This window comes from Streptomyces sp. NPDC031111 (assembly GCF_055570675.1).
On the sequence record NZ_JBVIGS010000046.1, the window covers coordinates 1 to 20280 of the forward strand.

Genomic DNA, 20280 nt, shown 5'->3' on the forward strand with positions numbered 1-20280 from the left:
GCTCCAGCAACCCTTCTACCACTCCTGGAAGGGCTCCGAACGCCCCGGCCAGAAGCCGTACTTTCAGCAACCCATCTTCAGCATCGCCGACGGCCACAGCGCGAACCTGCGCGTCGCGAACCTCACTGGCGCTGACCTGAGCGACGCGGACCTGGGCGGTGTTCAGGGCTACACGCTCCCCGATTGAGAGCCCACCAATCAACCGGAGAGCTACGACCCGGGGTACCTGTGGATCCCCACCAAGCCGGGACGCCCCCGCAACGGCGAGCCGACGGCACCGCCGGGGCTGACGCGGGCTGCGGTGCCACACAGCCCGCACCGCAGTCTGGTGCTGCGGGTGTTCGGGCGCCCTTGGCGGCCGGGGCGCTTGTGGCTCGGAGGGAGGTGGCCGCGGACGGTGCCGAGAGAGGCCGTCTCCCCGGAGGCGGGTTGAAAGTTTCTGAGCTCGTGAGGTGGTTGCGCGGAGGGGGTCGTTCCCGCGTACGCGGAGAGCAGCCGATGGAGGGCGGAGGCGATGATCCAGGCCGTGGACCATCCACGCGTGCGCGGGGAGCAGGCAACGAGCGGCCGTACCTGACGATCCAGGACGAGATGTGGCGTTCGTTGCGGTCGGCACCCGGGCTGATGGCGCGCACCGACCGGCTCTGCGGGGACGGGGGTCGCGGGCCGCGGCGGAGGCCGATGTCTGGGTTCCGCTGTCCATCCTGGCCGCGTCCGCCGCCGTGGCGGCCGGGCTCGGTGCGGTGTGCCTGGGCGACGCGATCGCGTCCACGTCCCGGGACGACCGTCCGCACTCGACCGCATCCACCTCGGCACCTTCACCGGACCCGCCGGCCTGTTCCGGCAGGTCACCGCCCTCACCAAGCCCCAGACCGACCTCCTGGCCAAGCTCAACATCCCGGCCCCGAAGCAGATGATCACGCTCGAACCCGCCCGCTGACCAGCAAGAACACCAGCGCCTGGAGAAACGCCTCCAAGGCGCCCTCATCCATGCCCGCGCAGGTCAGACCCCAGATTCTCGGCTCCTGTTCGAGCGCGCGTTCCGTCCCGTACGGGTGGCCTACGGCACCGGGCCATCGTGGCCGCCTTCGCTGTGCCGGCCCAGCCTCGCTGCCGCTGGGCTCTTCCTCGGCGACGCCGACGGGGTACGCGGCAGGATGCGGCGCCGCCCGCGACGCCACCCGGCATCCAGGGCGGCATCGCGGGACACGTCCGGTTGAGCCGTGGCGGGTCAGTCCTGGTCGAGGCGCAGTGAGCGGAGGCGTTCCGCGACGGAGTAGGAATCGAGAGTGAGGCTCCGGATGTCGGTGACCACGTCTCGCCAAGCGTCAGGCTTGGCGATCACAGTGTGGCCGGAGGCCTCCAGGTAGGCGATGGCGATGAATGTTCCGAAGAGTTCGTTACGTGCGGGGAGCGGGCGCAGCAGTACGCATTCCTCGAGGAACACTGCGGCTCGCCAGAACGCGTCGGGGTGGTGCTGATCGTGGCGGGGCGGGTCCACACGGTGCCGGGCGGCCATGCCGACGAGGACGGAGAAGTCGTTGACGGTCAGGTCGTCGCTCAGCAGTTCTTCCTGGCGTTCCAGGAGCCAGCGGTAGTCGATGTAGAGCTCGGAAGGCACAGGTCAGGCCGCCCGAGAGGTGTGCTCACTGGAGGGCAGGCCGCCGTACTCGGCGTCGAAGGCCGCGACGAACGCGGAGTCTGCGATCAGGCGGCGGAACGCCGCGGTCGCGGTGCCGCGCAGGCGCTCCTGCTGCTTCTCCTCCGCGATGCGCCCGAGGTAGTCCTTCACGGACATGCCGGTCTCCGCTGCAAGGTCGCGCAGTATGTCCCTGGTGCGGTCGTCGATCTTCACGGTGGTGTCGGCCATGCCGCCAGTATGCCGGAAGGTATACCCGCGACGCTACCCATGTCGGTCGTCCAGTCCCTGTGCGCCCGGTAGCGCTCTTCCAGATCACCGGCGAGCTGTTGCACCGTGTGCGGGCCTGAGGTGTTGTGCTCTGCGCGCCCAGGCCGACGGCTGTTACAGCGACGGCCCGGTCTTCATGCATGGTGATCACTTGGCCGGGTTGGACGTCCTTCACCGGCTCGGGTTCAGCGGGGCCAGGCGCACCGCCGCGCAGTCTCCCGGCCCGAGGCAGGGTCGGTGTCCCACCCGCAGGCCGGCGATGTCCAGGACTGTCTCGCCTCCGGGGTGCGGTTGCCGCGAGACCCTGGGCCGGGTCGCCCCGATCATGCCGCTGATCGCGGCTGCCGCGGCCACCGACCCCGAGATCGCCGCACAGTGGCCGGACGGCCCCGACCCGCGTTACACCGTGCAGTACGCAGCGGCCGAAGCCCTGGTCCGCAAGCCCGACACCCGTCCCGGCCTCTCCGTCGAGAGGGCGGCGGACCTGCTGTGCGGCCTGCTCAGCCCGCAGCTCTACCTGATCTTCGTCCGCGACCGCGACTGGTCACCGGACACATGGGAGGAGTGGGCCCGCACCACCTTGACCTCCCAACTCTGCGCCGACGCCGGCTGACGGCGGCCGACCCCGGCTGACGCTGGCTGAGCTGACGGGCGGCACGATCGTCCCCAGGTCGCAATGCCAGCGTCTGGCAGGTCCGGTGATCCGCGGCAGAAGCGGCGGGGCAGGCCGCCCCCTTGGAGGCGTGGACCCCCTCCGGGACCAGCCGTCGGCGAGGTGATCGGCCCACTCACGGCCGCTACGCCGACCCGAGTTGATGCAGGGCGACACCGTGCTCCGCGAGCTGGTTCGGCAGTTGTGACAGGGCGGGAAGCTGCTCGATGTGGTGGACTTCGCCGCACCCGGGAGCGGATGCTCGACGCCGCGCGGTCACCGACGCCGTCGGCCTGATCCTGCGGCGCCGCCTGGCGGACGGCACGTCGTTCTGGGCGTGGTTGGCAGACGACTGGGTCCGCCTCATCGCCCCTGGTCACGAGGAGTTCGAGGCCGTCTGGCCCGGGTGGATCGACGGCACGGTCCGGCCCTACGTGGCCGCGTTCGCCTACCTGCTCGGCGGCTTCACCAACTTCCACCGCATCGGAGGGTTCATCCGCGGTCGCCACGGCCACCGCGCGGGCGGCACGGTTCTTCGCCGCCCGCCGCCCGTGCAGGCGGGCGCACATCGCGGTGAGCACTTCGGTGATGTCGCGCACCAGATCGTCAGCGGTCTCGGTGGGGTCGAGGACGACCAGCCGCCCGGACGCCGACAGGATGGCTTCCACGTGCTCGACGCCGAACCGGGCCAGCCGGTCACGGTGCTCGACCACGATCACCGCCGCCTGAGGGGCGGACAGCAGGCGGTGCAGCTTGCCGCGACGCCTGTTCAGCCCCGACCCGACCTCCGCGACCAGCAGGCCGAGCCCCCTCGCGACGTCCACCACCCGTGACGCCTGCCGGTCCAGGTCGGCTCTCTGGTTGGCCGACGAGACACGGCAGTACGCCACCACCCGCCCCGAGGCCGCAGAGACGGCCGGAGCGGGCTCGGTGACCAGCCCCGTACTGGACGGCGCCTGGCGGACCGAAACGGGCATCTTCCCGTCCTTCACCCATCGCCAAGCGGTCCGGTAGCTCACGCCCTGCTGCTGCGCCCACTCCGAAAGCTTCACAAAGCCGTGATATCTGAGATATCCGACTAGAAATGACTATGCATGATTAGGGAATCTGTAGCAGGTTTCACCCCTTCGGCGGAGGGCTGGAAATTCCTCGAAGGCCGAGCCATGGACGGCAGGCGAGCGGCTGTCTCGCTGCTGACGGGGGTGCGGCTCTGACGGGGCGGTGGATCGTTGCACGCCTCACCGCACGCACCGCTGATGCGGGCGTTTCCCGGGTGAGGGCGTTGGCCCCGCCGTCGGCTGCGGTGCCTCGCCTCCTCCTCACAAGTGCCGGAGGATGTCCTCGACACGTTCCTTCGCGTCGCCGAAGAGCATGCTGGTGTTCTCGCGGAAGAGGAGCGGGTTCTGCACTCCGGCGTATCCGGTGGCCACGGACCGCTTGAAGACCACGACGTTGTCGGCCTCCCACACGCGCAGTACCGGCATTCCGGCGATCGGGCTTCCCGGGTCCTCGGTGGCGGCGGGGTTGACGGTGTCGTTGGCTCCTATGACGAGGACGACCGACGTGCCAGCGAGATCGTCGTTGATCTCGTCCATCTCCAGGACGATGTCGTAGGGCACCTTCGCCTCGGCCAGCAGCACGTTCATGTGTCCAGGGAGCCGGCCTGCGACCGGGTGGATGCCGAAGGTGACGCCGATGCCGCGGTCGCGGAGCTTGGCCGTGAGGTCGGCGACCGGGTACTGGGCCTGGGCGACGGCCATGCCGTAGCCCGGGACGATGGTGACGCTGGTGGCGTTCCTGAGCAGGTCGGCCGTTTCCGCGGCGGTGGTCTCACGGTGCTCCCCAGCTTCGGCCCGCTGCCGGAGGTGGGGGCCTGCAGGCCGAAGCCGCCCGTGATGACGGAGACGAAGGACCGGTTCATGGCCCGGCACATGACGTACGACAGGTAGGCACCGGAGGAGCCGACCAGCGCGCCGGTGACGATGAGCAGGTCGTTGTCGAGCAGGAATCCCGCCGCGGCCGCAGCCCAGCCCGAGTAGCTGTTGAGCATCGAGACGACCACTGGCATGGCACCGCCACCGATGGAGGCGACCAGGTGCCAGCCCAGTGCCAGCGCGAGCGCGGTGACGGGGGCCAGCAGCCACGGCTGCGGCTCGCTGACGTACCAGACCGTCAGCGCCGCGAAAGCCGCCAGCGCACCGACATTGAGGAGGTTCTTGCCGGGCAGCGTCAGCGGGGAGGACTTGATCCTCGCGGACAGCTTGAGGAAGGCCACGATCGAGCCGGTGAAGGTCACCGCCCCGATGAAACACCCCGACGGAGACCTCGGCGTGGTGGATTATCAGCAGCGATCTGGTCGGATGAGGTTCCTCCAGGTGGCCGTTCCAGCCGACCAGGACGGCGGCGGCGCCGACGAAGCTGTGCAGCAGGGCGACGAGCTGGGGCATCCCCGTCATCTCCACCACACGGGCACGCCAGACTCCGATGCCCGCGCCGACGAGCACCGCGGCCGTCAACAGCACGATGCTCAACGTCCGGGCATGTGAGGAGCCTTGGTCGTAGGAGAGCCAGACGGTGGCGGCAAGTGCGGTGGTCATGCCCAGGATGCCGTAGGTGACACCGGAGCGGGAGGTCTCGTGGTTGCTGAGGCCGGCGAGGCTCAGGACGAACAGCAGGGCGGCAACGAGATAGGCCGCGCCCGCGGCGGATGCTGCGGTCAGCAGACCGGGGACAGTGAGCCCATTCCAACTTCAGGTGACAGCCGATCGGCGCTGTGTCACGGGCATCTGGTAGACCCCGGCTATGACGTTTCTGGCGGTGGTCGAGGGTGATGCGGGCGGATGGCGCATCGATCGGGATGCGCTGACTGACGCGATCCGTGCCCGGTGGTCTGGGGTCGAGATCGACTCGATACACGGTAGCGAAGTGCGCAGTGTCGTATGGCAGTTCGAGACGGAGAACGGCCCCGGTGAGGCGTATCTGCACGAGGACGGTACCTGCCTGTACATGGACGTCTGGGAGGAAGACGCGATCTGGTTGGCGATCGCCTTCCGCAGACTGACACCTGTGGACCTTGACCTGGTGTTCTGCGATGAGGGCTACACCTTCGACGCTCGTTTGCGGGCTGGGACGACGGAGGCCGAATTGACGGACCTGGTGAATGCTGCGGGTTGATCTCAGCCCGTGGCAGCGAACTGGAGGACCAGGAGGGCTTGGACAAGGGTCGTGATCGGGGTCGTCGAGCAGCGGAGTTTGCGGAGGAGACGCCAGGACTTGAGGGTGGCGATGGCCTGCTCGACCAACGCACGGATCTTTGCGTGGGACCGGTTCACGGCCTGCTGGCCGGTGGAGAGGCTGTCCCATCGGCCGCGGTAAGGGAGGCGGACCGTGCCGCTTGCGCCCTGGTAGCCCTTGTCTGCCCAGCAGGTGATGTCGGCCTCGGCGAGGGCGTCGATGATGCCGTGCTCGCGCGCGGCTCGGACGTCGTGGACGGCGCCGGCCAAGGCTGGTGAAGCCCACATCAAACGCCCCTTCGGGTCGGCTATGACCTGCACATTCATGCCATGCTTCTTGTGTTTGCCCGAGTGGAACGGGCGGTCGGCAGCGATCCGGTCGATGGGCAGGAGTGTCCCGTCCAGGATCACGTACGCCTTCGTCGACGCCGCTCTCACGGCTTCCGTGAGGGTGGGGGCGAGGGTGGCCAGGAGGTTGACGGCCTCGGTGATGTATCGGTAGGCGGTGGTGGTGCCGATCCCGAATTCCGGCCGCGAGCTGGGCGTAGGGCTGGCCGTTGCGCAAGTAGGCGAGGGTGAGCAGGGCCTGTCGGCCTGCGTTCAGGCGCCGCCATCGGGTTCCGAGAGCGCGGCGGTGTTCGCTCAGGCGGGCGGCGAGGAAGCGCAGGGCAGAGCTGGACACGTCGACGCCGGACGGGTAGACAAGCATGCGAAGCCTCTGGTGGAGACGGTTCTCTTGGTCGAAAACCATCTACCAGGGGCTTCATCTGTCTGTCAGCCCAACTGCCCCGCTGACATGCGAGGTTGGAAAGGGCTCAGTTTCGGACACAGTTCGATTTCCTTGAATGCTTGGTGTGGGCCTGCCGCGTCGCGGTCAGCGGGCGGTGCGCTCGTCCGTGGAGAACATCGCGAGCATGCGGCGTGTGACGGCGAAGCCGCCGAAGATGTTGATGCCGGCCAGCAGGATCGCGGCACAGGCAAGCAGCTGGACGGGCAGATCGTCCTGGGTGACCTGGAGTGCGGCGCCCACGAAGACGACGCCGGAGATCGCGTTCGTCGCCGACATCAACGGTGTGTGCAGCGCGTGCTGCACCTTCCCGATGACGTAGAAGCCGATCACGATCGTCAGGGCCAGGACGGTGAAGTGCTGCGGCAACGGGGCGGGGGCAGTGGCGCTGACACCGAAAAGCGCGGCGAGACCGGCCGCCAGGAGCGCCGCTCTGCGTCTGCGGCGCGGCCCGCTCTTCGCGGCCCTGTGCGCGGTCTTCCGAGTCTTCTGCCCCGCCGCCGGTTCGGCCGGCGTCGGCTGGGGAGCCGCGGAGACCTGTACCGGCGGTGGCGGCCACGTCGTCTCGCCGTCACGTACGACGGTGACGGACCGCTGGACCACGTCGTCGAAGTCGACGGTCAGCTCGCCGTCCTTGCCGGGCGTCAGCAGTTTCAGCAGGTTGACCAAGTTGGTGCCGTAGAGCTGGGACGCCTGCGCGGGCAGGCGTCCGGGCAGGTCGGTGTACCCGAGGATGACCACGCCGTTGTCGGTGACGACCCGCTCGCCGGGAACCTATCCCGCCACGTTGCCGCCCTGGGCGGTTGCCATGTCGACGATGACGCTGCCCGGCTTCATGCTCGCCACGTCCGAGTCCATGATCAGCCGCGGTGCCGGGCGGCCCGGGATGAGGGCGGTGGTGATGATGATGTCCACAACTCGGGCCTGCTCGGAGTAGATCTCCGCGGCCCGGCGGTCGTACGCCTCGCTCGTGGCCTTCGCGTAACCGTCGGAGGACTCCATCACCTCCTCGACCTCGACCTCGAGGTACTCCCCGCCGATCGACTTCACCTGGTCCGCCACCGCGGGCCGGGGGTCGGTGGCGCGCACGATCGCGCCGAGGCTGCTCGACGCGCCGATCGCCGCCAGGCCCGCCACGCCCACACCCGCCACGAGCACCTTCGCCGAGGGTACCTTGCCGGCCGCGGTCACCTGCCCGGTGAAGAACCGGCCGAAGTAGGAGGCCGCCTCGATGACCGCGCGGTAGCTGGCGATGTTCGCCATCGAGCTGAGCACGTCCATCGACTGGGCGCGTGAGATGCGCGGTACGGCGTCCACGGCCAGCGCCGTGTGCTTGTTGCCCGGTCGTGCGCGGTCGACCGGACTGGGACCGCTTTTGGGCCCCGGCGGGCCGCACTGATGTGGGAAGAGTCGATCACCGCCCGGGACCCGTCCAGCTTCTTCGCCGACCGCAGCTTCTTGTCGGTGACCAGGTCGGCCAGGACGCGGTGGTGGCTTGTCCGTGGTAGCCGTATCCGCAGCTCTCGGCTGCGGCGTCGGGGTCGCTCGACAGGGCTGACGCCGAACAGCGCGTGACGAAGAGGTCGCGAGTTCGAGTCCCGCCGTCCCGACGCTGGTCAGAGGGCCATCCGCGGGTTCGCGGATGGCCCTCTGGTGTGTTGGTGCGAGTTTGCGGGTGGGGTCAGGTCAGGGGGTTGCTGCAACCCGATGACCAGCGGTGGGCGCTGATCTTGTTGTTGGCGTTGATCCTGCTGGTGCCCGACACCAGGTAGTTGTCCCGGAGGTCGTCGACGTACAGTTCGCCCCAGCGCAGGCAACCGGTGTGGCCTCCGGGGCCCGCGTTCTCCCAGAACTGCACGTTGTTGACGCCGCCGGCGTAGATGCCGGTGTTCAGCAGCGATGTAGCCTTGTCGTTGGACGGGCTTCGGAACGGTCCGGAGACGTCGTTCCAGTTGGTGTCGTCGCCCCTTGCCTCGCCGAGCTGCTCGTAGCAGTCCACCGCGTCGTAGGCCCGTACGTAGCCGTCGCCGCTGTAGGTGCGGTACAGGCTGTCGCAGTGTGTGCCCGTGACGCCGTCCTGGGCCGCCTGGGCGGGTGCCGCGAGCAGGGCGCCTGCTGCTGCGCTCGCGGCTGCTGCCGCGAGGAGGACGCGGATCTTGTGCATGGTGTCTCCTTTGTTCTCTTCGGTGGTCGGCCATGTCCGATCGGCTGGCCGAGGTCTGGGCCGTACGGGTCAGGCGCCTGGTGCGAGATCGGCGGCCCTGCGCAGCGCGGCCAGCTTCAAGCGGTTGCTCGTCGTGATCTCGTTCGCGTACCGCTTGCGCAGGGGGGCGCCGTACTCCCGGTCCAGGCCGGTCAGGGTGGAGCGCAGCGATGTCCTGTGGGCGCACGTGGCCTCCGCGACAGCGACCTCCAGCTCGACCTCGTGGGCCCGTGAGGCGCTGAGTGCCTCGGCCCGTTTCCTCACGTCGGCGCGGGCCACGTCCGGGTCGGCGTAGTCACGTCCCGTCTCCTTGCGCATGCACCCGGACCATGCCTGCATGGCGGCGGTGTACCGCGGATCGCGCAGGACGTCCGGCAGGTAGGCCGCGGCGAGGTTGGCGGCGACCCTTTCCGCCTGGAAGTAGGCCTCGGCGTCGCCGTACAGCTGTGTGCGTGCGGTGCCCGTGCACCCGCCATTCGGGCTGCGGACGGTTCCGCCGGCCGGCAGTCGTACCGTGAGCATCGGTGTGCCGGGGCTGCCCAGTAGTGCCGTGGTGTAGCGCTCGCGCTCGGCCGGGGTCGGGGCGTCCTGGGCGGCGAGGCGTTCGTTGTGCTTCTTCGTCTTGAAGAACGCCCGCCGGAGTTGTTCGCCGTATCCGTGCTCGCGCGCCCATGCGACGTCGTCCCGCACGAGGCGATACCTGAAGGCGCGGTCCGTGTCGGCGTCCACCTGGGGCCCTAGGCGGTACTCGAAGCCCTTTTGTTCCATGCACCGCTGGATCAGCAGATGTTCGGCGTGCTCAAGTCGGCGTTCCTCGGCCCGTGTCAGCTCCCGGGCGGGCACCGAACCCGCGGTGCCCGCACCGGTGTCCGAGACGCACCCCGTCAGCACCGTGACGGCCGTGACGGTCGCCGTGAGCGCCGCGCCCCTGGCGGCAGCAATACGTTGGCAACGCACCGCGCATTCCCCCCTCGTCGACCGGCCGACCGGGTCCAGCCGGCCTCGCACGTACCGCCCTTACGATGTGGCTCGAATGTGGACAGGAACCTTGCCGGAACCTTGCTTTACTGGTGAGCGACGTCGGTCGGCGTGGACCACCGCCGATGGACGGGCACGGCGGAAGTGGCTTTCGGGGGAAGCACATGACGGGTTTTCTGTTGCTGGGCCCGGTCGAGATCCGTGGGGCGGACGGCGCATATGCGGATCCCGGGCCCGGCAGGCAACGCGCGGTCCTCGCGGCGCTGGTGGTGGACGCCGGTCACTGGGTGCCGGTGCCGACGCTGATCGACCGGGTCTGGGCAGAGAACGTGCCCGCTCGGGCGAGGTCCTCGCTCTATGCGTACGTCTCGCGGATCCGCAGGACACTGAAGGGACTGGTCCCTTCCGGCGGTGCCGGCGAAGTGCCGCAGCTGAAACGGGGGCCTGGCGGGTACGTGCTCGACGTACCGCCCGCCGACGTCGATGTGCTGCGCTTCCGTCAACTGGTCGAAGGGGCGCGGGCCCAGGAGCGTACGGACGCCGAGCGGGTCGCCATGTTGCGCACGGCGCTGGGGCTTTGGCGTGGTGAGCCGCTGGCGGGGCTGCCCGGTGCCTGGGCGGAGCGCACCCGCGACAGCTGGGTGCAGGAGCGGATCGAGGCCACGCGGGTCTGGGCCGACACTGAGTTGCGCCTGGGCCGCCCGGCGGAAGTGATCGGGACGCTCACCGGCCAGGTCGCCGAGTATCCGCTGATCGAGCCCCTCACCGTGGCGCTGATGCGGGCGCTGCAGCTCGCCGGACGCGGGCCTGAGGCCCTGACCCTGTACACCATGCTGCGGAAGCGGCTGGCCGAGGAACTGGGCACGGATCCGGGGATCGAAGCACAGCAGGCGCATCGGGCGATCCTGCGCGGCGCTCCCGTACCGCCCGCCCGAGCCGCGGCCGCGACCGTCGAAGTCGTGGCCGAAGCGGCCCCCCGCCGCACCGTCCCCGCGCAATTGCCGCTGGCGCCGACGGCATTCACCGGTCGGATCAGGGAACTTGCCGTCCTGACCGATCTGTTGGTCGCGAGCACGGAGCCGTCGTCTCGTGCGGTCGTCTGCGTCGTCTGGGGGACGGCGGGCGTGGGCAAGACGGCGCTGGCCGTGCACTGGGCCCATGCTGTGGCCGACCGTTTCCCGGACGGCCAGCTGTATGTGAATCTTCGCGGATTCGATCCCTCTGGGGCCACCGTCACCCCCGACCGGGCGGTGCGCGGCTTCCTGGAGGCGATGGGTGTTCCGGCCGAGGGCGTCCCGGTCGACTTCGAGGCACGGGTGGGCCTCTACCGCAGTCTGCTGGCCAGGCGGCGCGTCCTGGTCGTGCTGGACAATGCCGCCAACGCCGACCAGGTCAGGGCGTTGCTGCCCGGCTCGTCGGGCAGCCTTGCCGTGGTCACCAGCCGGAACCGGCTCACCGGCCTGGTCGCCACCGAGGGCGCCCACCCCATCGCCCTGGACCTGCTCTCACCGGCCGAGGCCCGCGAACTGCTGGCCCGCCGCATCGGCGCTCACCGGCCGGCGGCCGAACCGGACGCCGTGGCAGAGATCGTCACCCGCTGTGCCCGCCTCCCGCTGGCCCTGGCCGTCACCGCCGCCCGCGCCGCGATCCGGCCGACGCTCCCCCTCGCCCGGCTCGCCGCCGCCCTGTCCGCCGCCCACGGCAGTCTCGCGGCGCTCGCAGGCGACGGCGACGACCCGGCCGCGGACGTACGCGCGGTGTTCTCTTGGTCCTACGACGCGCTCGGTCCGGGTGCCGCCCGGCTGTTCGCCCTGCTGGGCCTGCACCCCGGGCACGAGATCTCCACCCCGGCTGCTGCCAGCCTCGGTGGACTTGGTCCTGACGAGGTGCGGGACGCGCTGGCGGGACTCAGCCGCGCGCACCTGATCACTGAGCCCTTCCCCGGCCGCTACGCCCTGCACGACCTGTTACGTGCCTACGCCGCCGAACTGGCGCGCGCACTCGACGCGGACTCCGAGCAACGGCCCGCCGTCCACCGATTGCTCGACCACTACGTGTCCACCGCCTACGCCGCCGACCAGATCCTCGAACCGTACCGACAGCGCATCCTCCCGCTCGCGACCGGGCCGGGGGTACGCGGTGTGCGGTTCACCGGCTGGGCGGATGCCATCGCCTGGTTCGCCGCGGAGCTCCCCGCCCTACTCGCCGTCCTGCGCCATGCCGCCGACACCGGAATGGACACGCACGCCTGGCAGTTGGCGCGGAGCCTCGCCACCTACCTTCAGCGGCGCGGTACAGCGCGGGACTTCATGACGAGTCAGCACATCGGCCTGGCCGCGGCCCGCCGCGCGTCGGACGAGACCGGCCAGGCCCATGTCCACGTCGGACTCGCCCACGCCCACATCAGACTGTTCCGCCTGGAGGAGGCCCACGCCCACCTCGACCAGGCCCTGGAGCTGTTCGGCCGTACCCACGACGTGGTGGGCCAAGGCGACACCAGGGTCGTGATCGCTGCCGCGCGCTCCCTGGAGGGCCGCTACGACACCGGGGAGCACCTGGTGCGGGCCCTCGAGGACTTCCGGACCGCCGGGCACCGGGGCGGGCAGGCCAGGGTGCTGAACAACTTCGGCTGGTACTGCGCTACACGACGCGACCCCTTGGCACTCACCCGATGCGCGGAGGCACTGAGGCTGCTCGAAGGCACCGGGGACGGCAGGCTGCAGGCGGCCACCTGGGACACCTACGGCTACGCCCACCATCAGCTCGGCCACCACGCCCAGGCCCTCGACTGCTACCGCCGGGCCCTGGAACTGTTCCGAGAGGTGGGCGACCGCTTCAGCGAGGTCACAGCCCTCACGCACCTGGGCGACACCCACCACGCCACCGATGAGCCCGAGGCCGCCGCCCGCGCCTGGCGGGCCGCCCTGCACATCCTCGAAGGCTTCGACCAGCCCGCCACCGACGACCTGCGCGCCAGACTCGGCCGCCTCGTCGACGGCTGAGCTTGTCTAACGAGCGCCGGCTCGACGTCGTGGAGCGGTTCGTCTCACTCGCCTGGGACGCGGGCCTGCCGCTGACCCACCTGGCGACAGCGTTGACCATCACCCATCCCGGCGTGACCAGCGCACTCGTCGGGCCGCGCACCACGAGTCACCTCGACGACCGGCTCGCCGCCCTCGACGTCGTACTCACCGACGACATCCTCGACCGAATCGACGAGATCTTCCCGCCCGGTACCGACATCGGCACCCCTGACCAGGCCCATGCGCCGCCGACTACCCAGGAGCCGGGCCTGCGCCGACGCGCCGCCGCCGAACGCCCGGCCGCCTGACAGCGCGGATGCACCGGCACCGAGCGGTGCCGGTGCATCCGTCGGACATGACGGACGCGGAGCGTCGACGGCGGTGTCCACGAGGCCGTCCAGCAGGATGTGAGCGGAACCGCTAGACGGTCGGTGCGGTGGGGTCCCAGTCCTTGGGCAGAGGCGGGACCGGATCGACCGCGGACGTGATCTCGACGGCGGTGCCGTCGGCGGCGGCGTCGTCTATGCCGAGCAGGACATCAAGGACGTGCGCGGCCAGGGCGCCGGATGCGCGTTCGGTCACGTCTGCACGGATGGAGTGGATCAGGTCGACGACCCCGGCCCCGCGACCGTAGGAGGCTCCCTGCGCGGGGATCGTCTCCGGCTCGGTGCTTCCATAGCGCATCAGTCGGCTGTCGCCGTCGAACCTGTTCGGATCCGGGAGGCTGATCGTGCCCTCGGTGCCGTTGATCTCGATGAAGCCCATGCGGGGGAGCGCGTGCTGGAACGAGAACGTCGACTGCGCAGACTTCCTCTCGCCGAACTCGATGAGCGCCGCATAGTGGGTGGCCACCTCGACCGGGAAGGTCTCGCCGGCGCGTGGTCCGGAGGCGATGGTGCGCGTGGAGCGCGAGGTCGACGACACCGCCTGGACACGGGTGGCGGCACCGAAGAGGTGGACGAGGGTCGTCACGTAGTACGGCCCCATGTCGAACAGTGGCCCGGCGCCCTTGGCGAACAGGAAGTCGGGGTTGGGATGCCACGACTCCGGGCCCGGTACGTGGGACATCGTCGTCGCGGTCAGCGGCTCGCCGATGTCGCCGCGCGCGATCGCCCGCAGCGCGGTCTGGACGCCGGCGCCGAGCACCGTGTCCGGGGCACAGGCGACGCGCAGGCCGGCCGCCTCGGCCGCACCGAGCAGTTCCGCCGCCGAAGCGTGGTCCAGGGCGATCGGCTTCTCGCTCCACACATGTTTGCCGGCGGCGACGATACGGTGCCCGACCTCCGTGTGCGCGGCCGGGGCGGTGAGGTTCACGACGAGCTCGACATCGTCGCGGGCCAGTAACTCGTCGACCGTCCCCGAGGTCGGCGCGCCGTACGTCCGCGCCTGCGCGGCAGCACGGTCGAGGTCGACATCGGCGACGAACCTGACCTCGACATCAGGGAACCGGGTGAGGCTGCCGAGGTACTGCGTGGAGATGTTGCCGGCCCCGATGAGGCCGATGCCGACGCGACCCGTGGCGCTCATGCGGCGGCCTCGGCGTCGTTGGCCCGCAACCAGGGGTAGGACTGGGCAATGCCGTCGAAGACGTCCCCCTGGTAGGCGTCGAGCTCGACCACACGCAGCGCCTGTGGGGCCGCGGCCAGGATCGCCCTCACGTCGACGTCGCCCTGGCTGGCGGGAGTCTGGCGCTCGTACGCGGCCTTCAGGGCTTCCGGCACGATCAGCGCGCTCTCGGAGCTGGGCAGCGTCGTGGCGAGCTCACTGGTGATCCTGCCGTCCTTCACGTGGATGGCGACCACGCGGTCGCCCAGCCAACGCAGCACCGCGGGGGTGTCCGCGCCTCCGACCGTAGCCCAGTAGGTGTCCACCTCGAGCTTGGCCTCCGGCTCCAGATGCTCGACGAACACCTCGAAGATCGGGCGACCGTCGACCTTGTTCGTGAACTCCCAGTGGTGGTTGTGGTAGCCGAACCGCAGTCCGCGGCTGCCGGCTTGCACGGTGAGCGCGTTGACGGCCTCAGCGATGCGCTTCGCGTCGTCGGTGGTTTGCCAGCGGTCGCTGGGGATGAGGGGGTCGATGACGGTCGTCATGCCCAGTTCGGCGGCGGCGTCGAAGATCGCGGCGGGTTCCTCGGCGTCGATCACCGGGGCGTGTCCCGAGGGGGCGGTGACGTCGGCGGCGGCGAAGGCGCGCTTGAATGCGGCGGTCAGCAGGTGGAACCACATACACCACCCCGTGTCACCCGGAGGGTTCGATGCGCAGGACGGCGGATGTGCCGCGGATGTCGACGACCGTCAGTTTCATGGCGTTGTTGATGGTGGCAGCGGGTCCCTTCTCGCAGCTGAGCGTGACCCCGCCGCCGGCCGACGAAATCCCGCCGCCGCCGGAGCAGCCCGCGATGCTGTAGCCCGATCCGGTCAGTCCCGCGGCCATGCCGACCCTCCCGTCGGCGATCGCCGTCACCTGGAACGACCTGAGGCCGTACTTCTCTGGCACCACCACGGTGTCTCCCACCGCGACCTTGACCTCGCAGTCCCCGTCCGCGCACGGTCCCGTGGGCGACGGTGACGGCGTAGCGGTCTTCGAGGGCCCGGACGCCGTACGGGAAGCGGACGCGTCGGCCCGTCCTTTCTCGGCGGAGGGCCCGTCCGAGGAATCCGACGAACACGACGTCAGGGCAGCGACCACGCACGCCGCGACAACGGTGACAACGGCGGATGACCTTCTTCTGCGCATCATGGCCACTATTGAACGCGCGTCGACCGCTCTTCATGCCCAGCCGCCAGTACATCCAGAAAACATTCGCATGTGTCAGGTGGACTCCACCCGCTCGTCGCCCGCACCACCGCCCCCGTACTGATGCTGTACGCCTTCGGCCGCCGGCCCCCGTTGGGCGGACCGACCGCGGGCCGGCCTCACCTCCTTCACCGGCGCGACGGGCCGCCCGACCGACAGGTCACGTTGACCGGCCACCGCGAGGCCGAGTGACAGCAGGGAACCGGGCACGGCATCGCCCGGGGCCCGGTGCCTCCGTCGGCACCGGGCCCCTCCTCCATCTCCTACGGCACGCCTCAGCCGGGAACGCGGGTGTATTCGTTGCTCAGGTCGGTGATCAGGCCGTTCTTGTCGACCTCGGCTTGTTCCACTCCGGCCGCGGTCACGATCTGGCCGTCCGTCGTGCGCGCCACGACCGCCCACTCGACGCGCAGCCTGCCGTCCCGGAGCACCGTCGTGTTCCACATGTGCCGGCTGTCCGCGAAGACGGCGAAGTGGGCACGGTAGAACGCCTCGATGGCCTCGCCGCCACGCACCGGTTCCGGACCGAGCCGGACTGTCGCGTCGGGGGCGAACAGCGTCAGCAGTTCCTTGAGCGCGGCATCGTCGTGCACGGCCAGGTCCGAGAGACGTACGTAGCGATCGGCAACGGTTTCGGTCATGTCAGTTGTTCCTGTTCCTCGTTGGCGGCGACTGCGGCTTGCAGGAGCGCCTGGTCGGTCAGCGCGTCCGGGTGACGCAGCATGAAGGAGACGTCCTCGAAGACGTGCGCGATCCTCTCGTCGACGAGCGTCGCTCTGGCGATCTGGTCCATGGCCCACCGCTGCCGGCTCACCTCTTCGGGCACTACGGCACCGGTCTCGGCGTCGAGCCGGGCGGCATCGCCCCTGGTGGACACCGCCCAGGCGGCGTCCACGACCACCTGCTGGGTCCGGAAGAACTCCAGGGCCGGCGCACCGAGGTCGGCCCCGCTGCCGAGGTAGGAGGCCAGGCAGGAGGCGTGCAGGGCGGAGGAACTCATGCCCTGCCCGTAGATCGGGTTGTACGAAGCCACGGCGTCTCCCACGCTGACGAGACCAGCCGGAAAGCGGCTCACATCCGTGAAATGACGCCGCCTGCTCTCCGCCTGGTGGTAGGTCGCCACATCACGGGTGACGGAGCCGCTGGTGCACTGGCTGAACAGCGGCGGCAGCTTCTCACAGGCGGCGCGGAACTCGTCGATGGTCCTGCCCGGCCGGTTGTCGCCATGCCCCATCAGCATGACGAGCCACTGCTCGCCCTCGATCGCGTTGGCCGCGGCGAGGGACACCCCTCCCGAGGGGTAGGCCGGAGTGAAGATGTGCAGGGCGGAACCCACTTCGAGGTCGGCGAACCTCACCGGGCGGTCGAACAGGGCGGTTGCGTAGTTGATGGGCGCCGCCAGGCGTTCGAGCCGCGGCTGGTCGTACCCCTCCTGCTTCAGCCAGTTCGAGAGTCTGCTGGATCGCCCCATGGCATCCACGACGAACTCGGTGGCGAGGACCCCTGCGGCGCCCTTGACCTGCTCTGCGCCATCGGCCTCGCCGTTCCCGACGTATTCGACGGCCTTCACGGCATCGCCGTCGTACCGCAGTCCGGTCGCCTGCGCCCGGAGGACGGCGACATGGGGGATCGCGGTGACCCTGTCCCGGATGAGGAATTCCAGCAGAGGACGCCCGATCGCCAGCAGGTGATGCTTACCGCTTTGGGTGGCCTGTGGATGACCGTCGTACGCCGTGACGAACTTGTCCGGCCCGCACAGCGATGCCCCGCGGGCCCGCGCCTCCAGAGTGACACCGGGGATCCATCGCTCGATCCACTGACGGCCGGCCGGCAGTAGGGTGTGGACCTGCTGGTCCTGGGGCACCCCGGGCCGCGATCCGGTCCTTGCCGAAAGGTCGTCGGGCTCGATGATCACCACGTTGCGTGCGTGCTCGGACAGCACTCGTGCCGCGAGAAGCCCCGCGATGCTGCCGCCCAGGACGCACGCTGTGTCGAACAGGCGCGGTGGGGAGTCGGGCGGTTCGAGGTCGAGGAGGCTCTTGAAGAGAGCGGCTGCTTCGGACATGGATGCTCCGTCGGGACGGTGACCGGACCAAGGCGTGACGGGATGTGGCGCCGCCACGAGGGACCTTCGTCAAGAGAGGAAGCCACGCCTCGAACGGCCGCCGGCCGCCGTCTCACTCGGTTGGGCGCGAGGCGATGGTCTCGTCCCACCGTTGCACGACCGGGGCACCACGGACTTGTACGGCACTGCCAGATGTCCGGTACCTGGCTGCCATGAGCGGAATGGGGCGGGAGTACCTTGATCCAGGTGCATAGCGAATTCAGACGGATTCCCTGGCTGGTGGGGAAGGCCCACGGACCTTCGCTCGACATCACCGTCCCTTACGCCGACGAGAACAGGAATCACCTGCTACAGAAGGAATGGCACCGACAGGGCGGCGAGGAACTGCCCGCCCCGCCGGTGACGCTGCCGCGGCACAGCGAGGGCTCGTACCGCATCAGGGTCCGCAGGCGGAACCTGCTCGATCTCGTCATTGAGGACCAGTACAGCGACGCGATCTCCGGGAACACCGGCGGAGCTGGCGGGCATTACGGGGACCACGTCATGATCCATATGACGTTCCAGGGCGGGTGGCGCTTCCGGTCCGGGAACCGCTTGTCGATGGCAGGGCCCGGGCGGCTGAGTGTACGGAGGAACGAGGACCCCTGGGACTTCGAAGTCGCTCGGCACACCAGTGCCTCCGTGGTGGTCCTGCCGACGGACGAGATCCGCCTCCCAGCGAACGCGCACGCGATAGAGTCCGAGCAGGGCTCTCCCGCCGCCGTGCTCCTGCTCGCCCAACTCCGCCTCTGGGCGGACCTGTCGGACCGCCTCAGTGCCACGGCAGCACGAGCAAGTCGAAACGCTACACTCCAACTGCTCCAGGGCCTGGTGAACGACCACGTCAGCGAGGACGCGGAGACCGCTCCGGCCCTGGTCCGGGCGGCGATGGACTGGATCGACGACCGGCTGACCATTGATCCCGAGCTCGACCCCCGCGCGATCGCCGCGGCACTTGGCGTCTCCGTACGCACCCTCTACCGCGCGTTCAGCCGGCACTCCCCATCGACGGTCATGGCGTACGTGCGCGAACGACGCCTCGAACGCGCCAGGGCGGACCTGTTGTCGACACACCTGAGCGTGTCCGAAATCGCCGCGCGCTGGCAGTTCACCGACAGCAGCCACTTCGCGAGGGCGTACAAGAAGCGCTTCGGCGAGACCCCGAGCGCCGACCGCCGGGAGTGAGTGACCGGGTCGCACTGCCGGGTGAGTGCCGAAGAACTCGCTCTCGGGCGGGCCGTCATGCGGGCGGGGTAGTGTGGTCCAACAGGACCCGAACGCCTTACTGGCTCTAACAAAAGCTGCTGATCATGAGTCTGTCGGTGGTTCTGTCCGTAGGTCTGGGTATGGGTAAGCGTGAGTCGCGGCCGTGGATCATCTCTGATGAACTGTGGTCGTTGATCGAGCCGTTGCTGCCGAAGCCGGGGCCGAAGAAGGTCGAGGGCAGACCGCGGGTGCCGGACCGGCAGGCCTTGTGCGGCATCCTCTTCGTCCTGCACACCGGCATCCAGTGGGAGTACCTGCCCCAGGAGCTCGGCTTCGGCTCGGGCATGACGTGCTGGCGGCGTCTGGCCGCCTGGAACGAGGCCGGCGTGTGGGACCAGCTGCACGTGCTGCTGCTGGAGAAGCTGCGGTCGAAGAACCAGCTGGACTTCGAGCGGGCGGTGATCGACTCCTCGCACGTGCGGGCTGCCCGCAGGGGCCCAAAAGCGGGCCCAGCCCGGTCGACCGCGCCCGGCCGGGCAGCAAGCACCACCTCATCGTCGACGGCCAGGGCATCGCGCTCGCGGTGTCACTGACCGGCGGAAACCGCAACGACATCACCCAGCTGCTGCCCCTGCTCGACAAGATCCCGCCCGTCGCGGGCCAGGTCGGCCGACCGCGTCGGCGCCCGGATGCCCTGCTGGCCGACCGCGGCTACGACCACGACATCTATTGTCGCCAGCTCTGGCAGCGCGGTATCCGGCCCGTGATCGCAAGGCGGGGCGAGCCCCATGGCACCGGCCTGGGCATCTTCCGCTACGTCGTCGAGCGCACCATCGCCTGACTCCACGGCTTCCGCCGCCTGCGCATCCGCTGGGAGCGGCGCGACGACATCCACGAAGCATTCCTCGGAATCGCCGTATGTGTGATCACCCACCGCCACGTCCAACGGCTTTGTTAGGGGTTGTTACAGGCCATCTTATTTGGCGTGTTCGATAACCTGCTGGGGGTGGGAATCGTTGAGCGGCTGGTGCCGGATGAGTTGTGGAAGTTGTTCCAGCGGGTGCCGGAGGCGTCGACTCGTCCGCAAGGTGGTGGCCGGCGTCGGCATGGGGACCGGGATGTGCTGGTCGCGATCTTGCTCGTGGCCACGTCTGGCTGCACGTGGCAGCAGTTGCCGTCGGCCTCGTTCGGGCCGTCGGGAGCCGCCGCTCACCGGCGCTTCGCGGAGTGGTCGAAGGCCAGGGTGTGGGCGAAGCTGCACCGCCTGGCTCTCGATGAGCTTGGCTCCCGCGGCGAGCTGGACTGGTCCCGCTGCGCGATCGACTCGGTGAATATGCGTGCCCTGAAAAGGTGCCCCTATGGTTTTCGTCAAGCGGTGGCCGGAGT

The 20280-nt window shown here is 69.5% G+C and carries 18 protein-coding genes and 5 pseudogenes; 10 read left to right on the top strand and 13 right to left on the bottom strand.

Annotated features, from left to right (window positions below; translation table 11 throughout):
- Nucleotides 1–187, top strand: a 187-nt coding sequence (locus ACZ470_RS39900; RefSeq protein ID WP_468434864.1) for a pentapeptide repeat-containing protein, incomplete at its 5' end; no start/stop codon positions are given.
- Between the two features lie 558 nt (nucleotides 188–745).
- A complete protein-coding gene (locus tag ACZ470_RS39905; RefSeq protein WP_468434881.1) occupies nucleotides 746–940 on the top strand; it encodes a hypothetical protein in 195 nt (64 codons plus the stop codon).
- A 291-nt stretch (nucleotides 941–1231) separates the two neighbouring features.
- On the opposite strand, the gene ACZ470_RS39910 is transcribed toward ACZ470_RS39905, so the two are convergent.
- Both ACZ470_RS39910 and ACZ470_RS39915 read right to left on the bottom strand, forming a co-directional pair.
- Nucleotides 1232–1621 (bottom strand): toxin Doc, encoded by a 390-nt coding sequence (locus ACZ470_RS39910; RefSeq protein WP_468434865.1) that lies wholly within the window; start codon nucleotides 1619–1621, stop codon nucleotides 1232–1234.
- A gap of 3 nt (nucleotides 1622–1624) precedes the next feature.
- On the bottom strand, nucleotides 1625–1870 hold the full coding sequence (locus ACZ470_RS39915) for an antitoxin MazE7 (RefSeq protein ID WP_468434866.1): 246 nt from the start codon (nucleotides 1868–1870) through the stop codon (nucleotides 1625–1627).
- Nucleotides 1871–2168: 298 nt separating this feature from the next.
- On the opposite strand from ACZ470_RS39915, the gene ACZ470_RS39920 reads away from it, so the two are divergent.
- Nucleotides 2169–2522 carry a hypothetical protein gene (locus tag ACZ470_RS39920; RefSeq protein ID WP_468434867.1) on the top strand — a complete coding sequence of 118 codons (354 nt, stop codon included), beginning with the start codon at nucleotides 2169–2171 and terminating at the stop codon, nucleotides 2520–2522.
- A 542-nt stretch (nucleotides 2523–3064) separates the two neighbouring features.
- Here ACZ470_RS39920 and ACZ470_RS39925 read toward each other — a convergent pair.
- Both ACZ470_RS39925 and pntB read right to left on the bottom strand, forming a co-directional pair.
- Nucleotides 3065–3613, bottom strand: a pseudogene (locus tag ACZ470_RS39925) (IS607 family transposase); the annotation flags it as partial.
- Between the two features lie 267 nt (nucleotides 3614–3880).
- Nucleotides 3881–5281 (bottom strand): annotated as a pseudogene (gene pntB, locus ACZ470_RS39930) (Re/Si-specific NAD(P)(+) transhydrogenase subunit beta).
- A gap of 82 nt (nucleotides 5282–5363) precedes the next feature.
- Between pntB and ACZ470_RS39935 the strand changes: the two are divergent.
- On the top strand, nucleotides 5364–5735 hold the full coding sequence (locus tag ACZ470_RS39935) for a hypothetical protein (protein WP_468434868.1): 372 nt from the start codon (nucleotides 5364–5366) through the stop codon (nucleotides 5733–5735).
- Nucleotides 5736–5737: 2 nt separating this feature from the next.
- Here the strand turns inward: ACZ470_RS39935 and ACZ470_RS39940 are convergent.
- The 4 genes and pseudogenes from ACZ470_RS39940 to ACZ470_RS39955 all read right to left on the bottom strand — a co-directional run bounded on the left by ACZ470_RS39940 (nucleotide 5738) and on the right by ACZ470_RS39955 (nucleotide 9741).
- Nucleotides 5738–6503: pseudogene (locus ACZ470_RS39940) on the bottom strand (IS5 family transposase).
- Between the two features lie 165 nt (nucleotides 6504–6668).
- Nucleotides 6669–7910, bottom strand: a pseudogene (locus ACZ470_RS39945) (Re/Si-specific NAD(P)(+) transhydrogenase subunit alpha); the annotation flags it as partial.
- A gap of 352 nt (nucleotides 7911–8262) precedes the next feature.
- Nucleotides 8263–8745 carry a hypothetical protein gene (locus tag ACZ470_RS39950; protein WP_468434869.1) on the bottom strand — a complete coding sequence of 161 codons (483 nt, stop codon included), beginning with the start codon at nucleotides 8743–8745 and terminating at the stop codon, nucleotides 8263–8265.
- Between the two features lie 69 nt (nucleotides 8746–8814).
- On the bottom strand, nucleotides 8815–9741 hold the full coding sequence (locus ACZ470_RS39955) for a hypothetical protein (RefSeq protein ID WP_468434870.1): 927 nt from the start codon (nucleotides 9739–9741) through the stop codon (nucleotides 8815–8817).
- A 185-nt stretch (nucleotides 9742–9926) separates the two neighbouring features.
- On the opposite strand from ACZ470_RS39955, the gene ACZ470_RS39960 reads away from it, so the two are divergent.
- On the top strand, nucleotides 9927–12764 hold the full coding sequence (locus ACZ470_RS39960) for an AfsR/SARP family transcriptional regulator (RefSeq protein ID WP_468434871.1): 2838 nt from the start codon (nucleotides 9927–9929) through the stop codon (nucleotides 12762–12764).
- 2 nt (nucleotides 12765–12766) lie between these two features.
- The gene (locus ACZ470_RS39965; protein ID WP_468434872.1) at nucleotides 12767–13093 is read left to right on the top strand and encodes an aldo/keto reductase; all 327 of its coding nucleotides are present in this window, start codon (nucleotides 12767–12769) and stop codon (nucleotides 13091–13093) included.
- 112 nt (nucleotides 13094–13205) lie between these two features.
- Here ACZ470_RS39965 and ACZ470_RS39970 read toward each other — a convergent pair whose 3' ends face one another.
- The 3 genes from ACZ470_RS39970 to ACZ470_RS39980 are packed head-to-tail and all read right to left on the bottom strand — an operon-like array spanning nucleotide 13206 to nucleotide 15290.
- Nucleotides 13206–14312: a Gfo/Idh/MocA family protein gene (locus ACZ470_RS39970; protein WP_468434873.1), complete on the bottom strand. Its 1107-nt coding sequence runs from the start codon at nucleotides 14310–14312 to the stop codon at nucleotides 13206–13208.
- Nucleotides 14309–15013, bottom strand: coding sequence for a sugar phosphate isomerase/epimerase family protein (locus ACZ470_RS39975; protein WP_468434874.1), 705 nt, complete (start codon nucleotides 15011–15013; stop codon nucleotides 14309–14311). Before ACZ470_RS39975 ends, ACZ470_RS39970 begins: the two co-directional genes overlap by 4 nt.
- A gap of 13 nt (nucleotides 15014–15026) precedes the next feature.
- Nucleotides 15027–15290, bottom strand: a complete 264-nt coding sequence (locus ACZ470_RS39980) for a hypothetical protein (protein ID WP_468434875.1) — start codon at nucleotides 15288–15290, stop codon at nucleotides 15027–15029.
- A 306-nt stretch (nucleotides 15291–15596) separates the two neighbouring features.
- On the opposite strand from ACZ470_RS39980, the gene ACZ470_RS39985 reads away from it, so the two are divergent.
- Nucleotides 15597–15776, top strand: a complete 180-nt coding sequence (locus tag ACZ470_RS39985; RefSeq protein ID WP_468434876.1) for a hypothetical protein — start codon at nucleotides 15597–15599, stop codon at nucleotides 15774–15776.
- Nucleotides 15777–15859: 83 nt separating this feature from the next.
- Here ACZ470_RS39985 and ACZ470_RS39990 read toward each other — a convergent pair whose 3' ends face one another.
- A complete protein-coding gene (locus ACZ470_RS39990) occupies nucleotides 15860–16225 on the bottom strand; it encodes a nuclear transport factor 2 family protein (protein ID WP_468434877.1) in 366 nt (121 codons plus the stop codon).
- Complete coding sequence (locus ACZ470_RS39995) at nucleotides 16222–17649, bottom strand: FAD-dependent oxidoreductase (RefSeq protein WP_468434878.1); 1428 nt, start codon at nucleotides 17647–17649, stop codon at nucleotides 16222–16224. The genes ACZ470_RS39990 and ACZ470_RS39995 overlap by 4 nt, the downstream gene beginning before the upstream one ends.
- A 246-nt stretch (nucleotides 17650–17895) precedes the next feature.
- Here ACZ470_RS39995 and ACZ470_RS40000 point away from each other — a divergent pair, with 246 nt between their 5' ends.
- The 3 genes and pseudogenes from ACZ470_RS40000 to ACZ470_RS40010 all read left to right on the top strand — a co-directional run.
- Nucleotides 17896–18873 (top strand): AraC family transcriptional regulator, encoded by a 978-nt coding sequence (locus ACZ470_RS40000; protein WP_468434879.1) that lies wholly within the window; start codon nucleotides 17896–17898, stop codon nucleotides 18871–18873.
- A 161-nt stretch (nucleotides 18874–19034) separates the two neighbouring features.
- Nucleotides 19035–19852 (top strand): annotated as a pseudogene (locus tag ACZ470_RS40005) (IS5 family transposase).
- Between the two features lie 42 nt (nucleotides 19853–19894).
- Nucleotides 19895–20280: transposase (locus ACZ470_RS40010; RefSeq protein ID WP_468434880.1), on the top strand; the 386-nt coding region annotated here is incomplete at its 3' end.

What these genes read in the sequence shown, in the direction of transcription:
- ACZ470_RS39950 (WP_468434869.1), bottom strand. Translation starts at nt 8,745, where the DNA reads ATGCACAAGATCCGCGTCCTCCTCGCGGCAGCAGCCGCGAGCGCAGCA.
- ACZ470_RS39960 (WP_468434871.1), top strand. Translation starts at nt 9,927, where the DNA reads ATGACGGGTTTTCTGTTGCTGGGCCCGGTCGAGATCCGTGGGGCGGAC.
- ACZ470_RS39970 (WP_468434873.1), bottom strand. Translation starts at nt 14,312, where the DNA reads ATGAGCGCCACGGGTCGCGTCGGCATCGGCCTCATCGGGGCCGGCAAC.
- ACZ470_RS39990 (WP_468434877.1), bottom strand. Translation starts at nt 16,225, where the DNA reads ATGACCGAAACCGTTGCCGATCGCTACGTACGTCTCTCGGACCTGGCC.
- ACZ470_RS39995 (WP_468434878.1), bottom strand. Translation starts at nt 17,649, where the DNA reads ATGTCCGAAGCAGCCGCTCTCTTCAAGAGCCTCCTCGACCTCGAACCG.
- ACZ470_RS39975 (WP_468434874.1), bottom strand. Translation starts at nt 15,013, where the DNA reads ATGTGGTTCCACCTGCTGACCGCCGCATTCAAGCGCGCCTTCGCCGCC.
- ACZ470_RS39920 (WP_468434867.1), top strand. Translation starts at nt 2,169, where the DNA reads ATGTCCAGGACTGTCTCGCCTCCGGGGTGCGGTTGCCGCGAGACCCTG.
- ACZ470_RS39915 (WP_468434866.1), bottom strand. Translation starts at nt 1,870, where the DNA reads ATGGCCGACACCACCGTGAAGATCGACGACCGCACCAGGGACATACTG.
- ACZ470_RS39935 (WP_468434868.1), top strand. Translation starts at nt 5,364, where the DNA reads ATGACGTTTCTGGCGGTGGTCGAGGGTGATGCGGGCGGATGGCGCATC.